Annotated in this window: 3 protein-coding genes and 1 pseudogene; 2 read left to right on the top strand and 2 right to left on the bottom strand. The window is 68.5% G+C overall.

The features are described 5' to 3' along the window. Positions 1-865, top strand: a pseudogene (locus N869_RS14265) (IS1380 family transposase); the annotation flags it as partial. 174 nt (positions 866-1,039) lie between these two features. On the opposite strand, the gene N869_RS14260 reads toward N869_RS14265, so the two are convergent. Continuing rightward, positions 1,040-1,408, bottom strand: a complete 369-nt coding sequence (locus tag N869_RS14260; protein ID WP_035062688.1) for a hypothetical protein — start codon at positions 1,406-1,408, stop codon at positions 1,040-1,042. 445 nt (positions 1,409-1,853) lie between these two features. On the opposite strand from N869_RS14260, the gene N869_RS14255 reads away from it, so the two are divergent. Next, the gene (locus N869_RS14255; RefSeq protein ID WP_156968570.1) at positions 1,854-2,102 is read left to right on the top strand and encodes a hypothetical protein; all 249 of its coding nucleotides are present in this window, start codon (positions 1,854-1,856) and stop codon (positions 2,100-2,102) included. Between the two features lies 1 nt (position 2,103). Here N869_RS14255 and N869_RS14250 read toward each other — a convergent pair whose 3' ends face one another. Further along, positions 2,104-2,466 carry an HIT family protein gene (locus N869_RS14250; protein ID WP_084137240.1) on the bottom strand — a complete coding sequence of 121 codons (363 nt, stop codon included), beginning with the start codon at positions 2,464-2,466 and terminating at the stop codon, positions 2,104-2,106. Positions 2,467-2,600: the final 134 nt, after the last annotated feature.

The following is a 2,600-nucleotide window of genomic DNA, read 5'->3' as shown; positions in this document are numbered from 1 at the left end:
TTCCACCCGTTGTGCGCGTTCGTCGACCACGGCCCGGCGGGCACCGGCGAACCGGTCGCGGTCCTGCTGCGCGCCGGCAACGCCGGGTCCAACACCGCCGCCGACCACCTGCAGGTGCTGTCCGAGGCGCTGGCGCAGATCCCGGGGACCACCCGGGGCGAGTCGGTGCTGGTCCGCATCGACGGCGCCGGCGGCTCGCACAAGGTCATCGAGGCCCTGACCACACGGCGACTGACGTACTCGGTCGGGTTCACACTCCCGGAGAACACCCCTGACCTGCTCCGACTCATCCCCACGGACGTGTGGACCCCGGGCTACGACGCCCACGACGCCGTCCGCGACGGGGCGTGGGGCGCCGAGCTCACCGACCTGATGGATCTGACCGGCTGGCCCAAGGGCATGCGCGTCATCGTCCGCAAGGAACGCCCCCACCCCGGCGCGCAGCTGCGGTTCGAGGACGTCGAGGGGATGCGGATCACCGCGTTCGTCACCAACTCCACCAAGGGCCAGCTCGCGGACCTGGAACTACGTCACCGCCGCCGGGCCCGGGTCGAGGACCGCATCCGCCTGGCCAAGGACACCGGCCTGGCCAACCTGCCCCTGCACTCCTTCGCAGCCAACCGCATCTGGTGCGCCGTCGCCGCCCTCGCCGCCGAGATCACCGCCTGGAGGCAGATGCTCTCCCCTGCACGGCCACCCGGCGCGACGGTGGGAGCCCAAGGCGTTGCGGTTCCGGATTTTCACCATCCCCGCGACCCTGGCACGCTCCGGCAGGCGGGTGCGTCTTCACCTGGCCGCCCGATCACCGTTCGCCCGGCTCGCCCTCGAGGCACTCGGGCGACTCCGAGCACTGGCACCCGGCTGACACCGACGCCGACCGCCCCGACGACCCCAGAACGACCCCCGGACCTGGAACCGGCGCCCAGCCCGCACGACAGCGGGAACCTTGTCACACCCAGACACCAGAATCAGCGCTGAACACGACAACCGAGCCGTATCGCAACCTCAGACGCCAGCCCGATGAAAGATCGAGGCTAGATCAGCCGATGACGGCCAACACGGTGATGAACGCAACGCTCAACACCGAAAGCGCGCCGAGCCTTCGGCACCGGTTGGCATCTCTGCTGACGCTCCGTCTGGACACTTTGATCGAATCCTCGGAGACGCGACGGTATGGATATCGGATGGAGGTGATAATCGTTCCAACGGCTACCAGGGCCCCAACAGAGGACGCCATATATCCTTCGGCCGTGGTCGCGGAAAGCGTGCCGGCGCTGACGAGCCCAAGGGGCCAGAACCACCAGGTCCAGCGATACACCAACCGCGGACCCGTCTCGCCGTAAGGGCCGGCGTGAGTGACTGTCTCCCAGGCAGCTCCGCCGGCTGCGAGCATGATCGCCTCGATCATCACTTACCACCCGCCGCGGAGTTCCCAGAGTCGGTCCAGCACCACGCTCCTACCTCGGTCTCGCCAGTCATCCAAAGCCAGTGCGTTCGACTCGCGTCGTCAACGTGCGAGGACCTGCTCTCCATTGGACTGTCGCGTGATGAACCGTTGGCACGACTGTGCGTCGTGACTCGACCTTCCCTGATCGGAGCACTGCCGTGCTCCCGGCCCGGCCACACGGTAGCCGAGGGCTTCCGGGTGAGTCGAGATGGTCGGTACGGCCAGGCGCCGACGACTCGCCGCCAGCGCTACAGGTGTACCGGCACTGACGGGACCTTCCATCGCTTCACGCCCGCGTTACCGCGGGAGATGACCGCCGGGGGTGTGCGCGGCGACGCGCGAAACACGCGTCGCCGCGCACGCTGGCCCCGTCGCGTCACGGACGTACCGGCATCGCCTGCACCTCGTGGCGGAAGCGCTCGTGGCGGTCGGACGCGGCGCCAGCTATGCGAGCGCCTCACAGCGTGCTCGTGCGGCCGGCGGCCGCGACGTACTCACCGGTGACGGCACGGGTGAGTACGTCGCGAAGTGGGTGGACGTCTGGGCGCCCGTCGTCCTTGACGCGCTCGCCGAGACCGAGGCGCCAGAGACGCTCGTTCTCGACAGCACTGACTTCCACTGGAACCAACGCGCGCACCAAGACACGTCGACGTGAGCTAACGGTGCACGTGGCCTACGGCTACACAGCCGGCGGTTCGCGGGAAGACGTGGAGGTGCACGTGGAAGACCTCCTGGAAGGCCGCCTCACCGTCGGCGAGGAACAGGTTCACGCCCTCGCACGGAAGCCCGGACGACCGAAGCGCCGCCGCGAGCCGCTGGCCGACCCGGAACAGCGATACCCCCGGCTGCTCGTCGAGGTTCGCCAGGTACAGCGCGTACCGCTTGGGGATGACCAGCAGGTGCCTGTTCGTCACGGGTTGGATCTCCATGAACGAAAGGACATCCTCGTCCTCGTACACCCGGCTCGACTCGAGAGTTCCGGTTACCACCCCGCAGAAGACGCAGTCATCGCCGCTCATGGACGCCTACTGTGCCCGAGCCGTCGCGGAAGGCAGTACGGTTTGCGGGCACGCACCCCGCGGGCGCTCCGGGATCACACCGGAATCCAATGGGGGGGCGCGCCGACCAATGCTCCGGCGTCACCGACCACCGC

The organism is Cellulomonas bogoriensis 69B4 = DSM 16987 (assembly GCF_000767165.1).
GTDB classification, from domain to species: Bacteria; Actinomycetota; Actinomycetes; order Actinomycetales; family Cellulomonadaceae; genus Actinotalea; species Actinotalea bogoriensis.
This window is presented reverse-complemented; position numbering and strand designations above follow the sequence as displayed.